The sequence below is a fragment of the Parabacteroides sp. B2-S-102 genome (assembly GCF_023656665.1).
Lineage (GTDB): Bacteria > Bacteroidota > Bacteroidia > Bacteroidales > Tannerellaceae > Parabacteroides > Parabacteroides distasonis.
Map to the genome: position 1 here is coordinate 150,040 of NZ_JAMOKM010000012.1, position 6,763 is coordinate 156,802.

A 6,763-nucleotide genomic window follows, 5' to 3' on the forward strand; every position below is an offset into this window, starting at 1 on the left:
GCCCCTCTGCACACCCCATCGGGGACGGCATTTGCCGCCCCTGAAGATACAAAAAATCATTGTTTCACAAGCCAAAAAAGAAAGGAAGAATATATGGGTTTCGTAGTTTTACACATGGAAAAGGCGCACGGTTCCGACAGCGGGACGACCGCCCACATAGAGCGTTTCATCATACCCAAGAACGCCGACCCCACACGCACGCATCTAAACCGAAAACTCATCGAATATCCCGAAGGAGTGAAAGACCGTTCGGCGGCTATCCAAAGGAGGCTGGAAGAAGCGGGACTGACACGCAAAATCGGAAGTAACCAAGTGCGGGCAATCCGCATCAACGTGTCAGCAACACCCGAAGACATGGAACGCATCGAACGGGAGGGACGGCTGGACGAGTGGTGCGCCGACAACCTCAAATATTTTGCCGACACGTTCGGGAGGGAGAACATCGTGGCGGCTCACCTGCACTTGGACGAGAAAACGCCGCACATGCACGTCACACTTGTGCCGATAGTCAAGGGGGAACGCAAGCGGAAGAAAAGGGAGGAGCAGGCGAAGAAACGCTACCGCAAGAAGCCGACCGACACCGTGAGGCTGTGCGCAGATGACATCATGAGCCGCTTGAAACTGAAAGCCTATCAGGACAGCTACGCCGTTGCGATGAAAAAATACGGTTTACAACGGGGCGTGGACGGTTCGGAGGCGAGGCACGTTTCCACGCAGCAATATTACCGTGACATAAAGCGACAGACGGAGGAGCTGAAAACGGAAGTGGTGGAATTGCAGGAACGGAAAGAAACGGCACGGGAAGAGCTTGAACGGGCGAAAAAAGAGATACAGACCGAACGGCTGAAAGGGGCAGCCACGACCGCAGCCGCCAACATCGCCGAGAGTGTCGGTTCTCTTTTCGGGAGCAACAAGGTCAAGACGCTGGAGAGGGAGAACACCGCCCTGCATAGGGAGGTAGCCACACACGAGGAAACCATCGAAGCACTGCAAGCCGAGATACAGACCATACGGGCAGACCACAACCGTCAAGTGCTGGAAATGCAGCAACGGCACATGACGGAAATACAGATGAAAGAAGCCGAACACAAGAGAGAGGTATCAAGGCTTACACGCCTTGTGGAGAAGCTCTGCGCATGGTTTCCGTTGGCGAAAGAAGTCCTGCGGGTTGAGAAGTTATGCGCCATCGTGGGCTTTTCCACGGAACAGACCCGTACACTGATAGCCGGCAGGGAAGTAACGCACGATGGCACGCTCTATTCCGAAGAACACGGGCGAAGTTTCACGGCAAGAAACGTCACTGCAAAAATAAGGCAGGAATCCGTATCGAAACGACTTGTGCTGTATATCAATCAAACTCCCGTTGGCGAATGGTTCAAGGAGCAGTTCGAGAGGCTAAAACAAAGCATGCGACAGCCCATACAATCGCAACGGAAAAGCAAGGGGATGAAATTATAAATAACTAAGAGATACGGAGCAGCTTTTTCTGTTCCGTATCTTTTATTGCTGAATGCTAAGTAAGAATGACCGATACATTTATTTACCGTTAGGAGTTGCTTTATTTGAATTTACAGTTACCAAAAGAATATATACTCTGTTTGACGTTTGAAATATGCGGTAGCAATGTCTTTGATAGCTTTTATTTGTGCAGACTTGATACGTTCATCTGAACGGATTTTCTCTTTTTCCATTGCGATTATATCATTATACTGCTTATCCATTCCTTTTTTTATAGAATTAAGTAAAGCTTTAGCTTGTGCGGCACAGCTACTTTGTGCATCAATCATAGAAACAAGTTCTGCCGCTTCTGTATAATCATGCTTAGAATAAGCAGCTTGAGCCGATAGTAAAATCTGACTGCAATATTGTGTCTGGCATTTTTTGAATATGGATACCATTGCATTTGAAACTTTTGTATATCCGGGCAATGATTCGGGATAAGTAGAAAGTAAAGCAAGAGCCTCGTCAAACAGTTGTTGAGAAGCCAAAGTATTGGCTTTGGTTATTAAAGAGACTGTATTATTTCTATAATAATCAGATATTTTCATTTTAGTTGCTTCTACAAATCTTGAATAATCAGTATTAAGTGCATCTATTTTATTGATAGCCGAACGTTTAGCTTCATTATCAGAATAGCCTTCACCTTTAGAGGCAATTTGCATGGTATTGAATACAGTATTTGTTATCATGTTCCTAACAGTCACAGTTATACCAAGCTCTACAGACAAAATTTGTCTCATTCCACCATATACAGAATTGGAGTTGATTATATTGATTTCCGGAACTATAATGATAGCACCACATTCAGTACCTGCGACACCTTCCGTAGAAAGAATTTGTAAAAGTTTGTTTTTAAGAATTGATTTTGTATTACCGTCAAGGGTACAGTCACTTGGCATTGCTACAGATATATAGACATTATCAGTTTGAGCTTGAACAAGGCAAGAATATCCTAATAACAATAAAAGAAAAAATATTTTTTTCATCGTAAGACACTATTTAAATGTTATAACAAGTGTATTATTGGCAGTACTTCGAGTAATTTGTAGCCCGATGCTTCTTGCAAATTTCAAAAATTCGAGTCCGAATTTATTGATATTATAATTATTTCCATTGTCATCTTTTAATGGAATACGCACATCATCAAATATCATTCTTTTATCAGTTGTACCTTGTATATGATAATTGTTTTTATAAGCGTGTTCACTCATCCAAAGTTCCAACTGGTCTGACAAGGTTAAACCATCATTGCCAATTTCTGTTGACATGGAAATGGAAGCGGTTTGTTCAAAACTAAAATCCACATTAATTGAACGTCCGTTGTTAACTATATCGGTGAATTTTACTTGAATAATATCAAGGAATTCATCAGCAACTTTTTCAACAGCCTTTGCTCCAAGTTTACCAATATCTTCAGTGTAGAATTTGCCACTTTCTCCCACCTTATTTGAGAGAGAGCCACCAGTTGAAATATCATACGCTGTAAGTATTGTTTTAACACTATTCCCAGTAGATGAAAGAACTATATCCATTTCCGCTTCTACATATATATCCGCACCCGATTGCTGGATAATCATTGATTTTAAATCTGATTGACTTTCTTGAGACAATCCCGATGTACGTGATAAAGATTTAAGTTTTGCTGCAAAGTCAACGGTCGTAAATCCTCTACTATCAAAAGCTTCACGTATTTTAGCTAATACAATTCTTTTATTGACATCATTTTCTATTACTTGAGAAATGTCTTCTCCTTGTTTGGTATATGGGATAACCATTATTTTGGGTTGGACTGTAGCTGTCTGCGCCCATGCCATACTACTGAGAAATACTGCCAGTAGTAGTATCATAATTTTTTTCATACGCTCTGTTTTTATAAACCGAATTTTCTTATAATTCCATTGTTTTCAAGATAAGTTCTCAATTGGTTCACTCTTATGCAGACATCTAATGTTATACATTTTTGTTTTAATGCGTTTTTCCCGTAGGGAGTAACTATGATAGATGATTCTACAAAGTTTTGATATTCTTTACTGTAAAAAGCATCAAAGAACTTCTTGTATTTGTTTTCGACTACGGCTTTATCTTCTTGTACAAGAGGCATACTGTGTTGAGTTTTCTGCGTTCCTACAAAAAGTAAAGTCTTTATTGCGGATAACTCTGCATCCATTGAGGCAATAGTAGCCTTTTTCCCATAACCGACACAACGCATTGAAACAGCATCTTTTGTTGCGTTTAATACGCTTACTTGATATTGTGCTGAAACTTCAAGTATAGCGGTCAACATTATTAGGCATATTATCAGTATTTTCTTCATCTAAACCGTTATTTTATAATAAGAAAACATTTGATTTGCTTATTTGCATTAAAGTTTTCGTAGATTGCCTTACCTTCTTTTTTACTAACCTTACATTCTGAATAGGCTTCTCCTTTTAATGCTGTCACAGTAACAATTCCCAAAGTAGTAGGTAGAATTTCTCCATCAAGAATTTCAAGCACCTCAACATTGAATTTATCCCCTACTTTTATCCCATGCTTTTTACCCGCTTTTATCAGGATAATTTCTGCCACACCATTTTTTTCTTTCACAATCTTCATAAGTTTAGCTGTAATGGGGAAGTTTATCCTAAAATATTCAGCCATTCTATCTTGTAAAGACATCATAGCCATTGTAACGGCACTTTCCGGAGAAAGGCACTCATCGCTTGCTTTTCCTTCAAAACTGGTTGCTTCCGTACTCAACCCCGTTGCCACATCCACAATCTTCATTTGAAAAGCGACACTTGCCTTATAACCTCTTATTGTTCCATCTCCATTTTTCATACGGTAAACGGGTATCTTGACAATCTCTCCGGTAATCATTTTTTCCGCAGCAACAGCAACATCTTGCTCTACAAGATTATCACTATCAATAAACGCCTCGCTTTTTTGTAATTCCAATTCTTGTGTTATTTTTTCCCGACTGGTACGGTCAACTACTCTGAAACGTTTACTATTGGTAAGCATTTCCACAACCTTTTCTGTCACCAATCCAGTATAAGGGCTATTTTCTTTACAAGAAAATTCTGCGACACCGACTACTTGGCGGTCATCATCATTTGACTGCGCATACCCTTTAAAGATACACGCAGTCATAATGATTGTAATAATAACAAATCTCATAATCAGTTAGGGATTATAGATTTTTACCCGATTTCAGAGTTTCGATAATTGTATTAACAGCCTTTACTTGAGCTGCACTTTCTTCCACTAAAATTGGAGTTGCGGTATTTCCAAATTCTACTACGGCTGTTGCAGCCTTGGCTGTTTTTGCAGCTTTTGCAGCTTTCATGGGATTCTTTTGCTTGGATGCCTCTTCTATCATTTTCTTTGCCTCGTCAGCAGCCGCTTGAACTTTATCCGTTGCAGCTTTTATGCTTGCGGCTTCTCCTGCTACAGTCGCTGCAAATGTTACCCATTCATCAAGAGTAGGTTTAGTAATTGTAACATCTGTTACACCATCTTGAGTTTCACCAATTTCTCGTTTGTACATATTTTCCAATTGTACACTGTTGGCAATCGCCAAAACTGCGGCATTCTTCACTGCATCCCCATAGCCATCCACATTTGCACTTCCTGATGTCTTGTAATCATTACACAATGCTTGCAATTTTGCAGCGCGTTCCTTACTTTTCTGAATGTCGTCCTTGATTTGAGCGTTGGCGGAGCATACCATCATGAAAAGAGACATGAGCATTAATACATATTTTTTCATAAAAATAACTATTGTGCCTTTAGAAACCCGATAAGGCGATTTTTTTGCTTAAAAATTTTGATTACATAATAAAAAACGTGGGCTTCCACATCCACTTGTCCGCTTCTGAGGTCCTGAGAAAACCTTGTTGGTGAACGAATGGAGTGTCTGCCCACGCCAATATGTTGCACGTTCCCATAAAAGTGTGCGGAGAGCATTATATACTCTCACTGCACACTCCGGGATACAATTTAACATACCCGTAGCATTCACTTCAGACATTGTCCATGACCAACAATTCGAAATTTCTCAGGTTTCAGAAAGCCACAAGACAAAGCATCAATGACGCTTTTATATTATGTAATATCTCGCCCACCCATCGTTGTTAATTCCACGGCGTGGACGACATAATGCAAATATACTTAAGTTCTATCATTCAAGCAAAAGAATATGGAAAAAGATACATCCGAATTTTGTTTTTCTCAGAAAAACTTCTTATTTTTGCTTCGTTAAAGAGTTGTTTGACAGCATAGCAACGCAAAACGCTGAAATTCGCACGGTTGCTAACTCGTTACCGCCACTTCTCAAATACTTTGCTAAAAGTTTATTTCTCAATCAGTTAAGTCTAACTGACAAAAATCTAAAATAGGAAGATAATATGGCCTCGTGGTTGGAAAAGCTGGGACTGCAAAGAACGCGTCCCCCAAAAGAAGAGCTGAAGGACTTCTGTCTGGAACTGTGTCCGGACAACCGGATAGCCTCCTTCATGATAACGGACCATACGCCCCGAAGCGGGAACCCCTTCATCCGGTTTGTCAAGGAAGCGGCCCGTAAAGCCGTACTTGAGGAAGCCCGGGGTGTCCCCGACAACCTGTTGCTCTTCTATGCCGGCATCCGGAAAGAGGAGCTGCCCCCTGTCAGCGGACTGCAGGAGAAGGAACCCAGGCATGGCGTTTCATCATCGAAAACGGCGGGATCACGGACGGCAACTCCGTCCCGCTGAGACGGGCCGCCTACTTGGAGGCACACGGTGTGGAAACGGACCGCAGGAACCTGGAAGGGCTGGAACACTCGCCAGGCTACAAAGACTTCGTGGCATACGAGACCGCACGGGAACGTACCCTTCAAGGAAGGAGCGCCCGGTTCCTCGTGACCGCCGTAAAGACGGACCAAGGCGTCAGGGTGTTCAACAGGGGGCTGCACGGCCCGCGCCACCTGCACGAGTACCTGCAGGAAATAGCCGACAATTTCTACTCCCCCTGTGGAAAGGGACCGGGGACATTGTCCATATTCCGCATCGAGACCTCGTCAAAACGGCTGATGGAGATGTCCCGGCAGCCCGGACGGAGCTTCCCCGCCTCCCAGCCCGGACTGGAAGTGTTCGGAAGTTACCGTCCGGTAGCCTCCTTCGTAAGTATTCGATAAACTCCCTCGTATATTGGGTAACGTATGTTCATAATGTCGTTTATTCATTTTATCGTTCTATGATTTATTGTTACATCAATTCAACCCAAAGATGTGCGGGTTCTATAG

At 42.3% G+C, this 6,763-nt stretch carries 8 protein-coding genes; 2 read left to right on the forward strand and 6 right to left on the reverse strand.

Annotation, left to right across the window (positions count from 1 at the left end):
• Window positions 1-93 precede the first annotated feature (93 nt).
• Window positions 94-1,458 (forward strand): MobV family relaxase, encoded by a 1,365-nt coding sequence (mobV, locus tag NBH07_RS15415; RefSeq protein WP_117693463.1) that lies wholly within the window; start codon window positions 94-96, stop codon window positions 1,456-1,458.
• 116 nt (window positions 1,459-1,574) lie between these two features.
• Here mobV and NBH07_RS15420 read toward each other — a convergent pair whose 3' ends face one another.
• From NBH07_RS15420 to NBH07_RS15445, 6 genes are all read right to left on the reverse strand, one after another.
• Window positions 1,575-2,486: a hypothetical protein gene (locus NBH07_RS15420; protein WP_117693465.1), complete on the reverse strand. Its 912-nt coding sequence runs from the start codon at window positions 2,484-2,486 to the stop codon at window positions 1,575-1,577.
• 9 nt (window positions 2,487-2,495) lie between these two features.
• Entirely contained in the window at window positions 2,496-3,359 is an 864-nt protein-coding gene (locus NBH07_RS15425) for a DUF6175 family protein (RefSeq protein ID WP_117693467.1), read from the reverse strand.
• Window positions 3,360-3,370: 11 nt separating this feature from the next.
• Window positions 3,371-3,814, reverse strand: a complete 444-nt coding sequence (locus NBH07_RS15430) for a hypothetical protein (RefSeq protein ID WP_117881297.1) — start codon at window positions 3,812-3,814, stop codon at window positions 3,371-3,373.
• Window positions 3,815-3,822: 8 nt separating this feature from the next.
• Window positions 3,823-4,659, reverse strand: coding sequence for an LpoB-related protein (locus tag NBH07_RS15435; protein WP_117693471.1), 837 nt, complete (start codon window positions 4,657-4,659; stop codon window positions 3,823-3,825).
• Between the two features lie 13 nt (window positions 4,660-4,672).
• Window positions 4,673-5,251, reverse strand: coding sequence for a hypothetical protein (locus NBH07_RS15440; protein WP_117693473.1), 579 nt, complete (start codon window positions 5,249-5,251; stop codon window positions 4,673-4,675).
• Between the two features lie 619 nt (window positions 5,252-5,870).
• On the reverse strand, window positions 5,871-6,179 hold the full coding sequence (locus NBH07_RS15445; protein WP_250833551.1) for a hypothetical protein: 309 nt from the start codon (window positions 6,177-6,179) through the stop codon (window positions 5,871-5,873).
• 233 nt (window positions 6,180-6,412) lie between these two features.
• On the opposite strand from NBH07_RS15445, the gene NBH07_RS22755 reads away from it, so the two are divergent.
• Window positions 6,413-6,655 carry a DUF6047 family protein gene (locus tag NBH07_RS22755; protein ID WP_502921455.1) on the forward strand — a complete coding sequence of 81 codons (243 nt, stop codon included), beginning with the start codon at window positions 6,413-6,415 and terminating at the stop codon, window positions 6,653-6,655.
• Window positions 6,656-6,763: the final 108 nt, after the last annotated feature.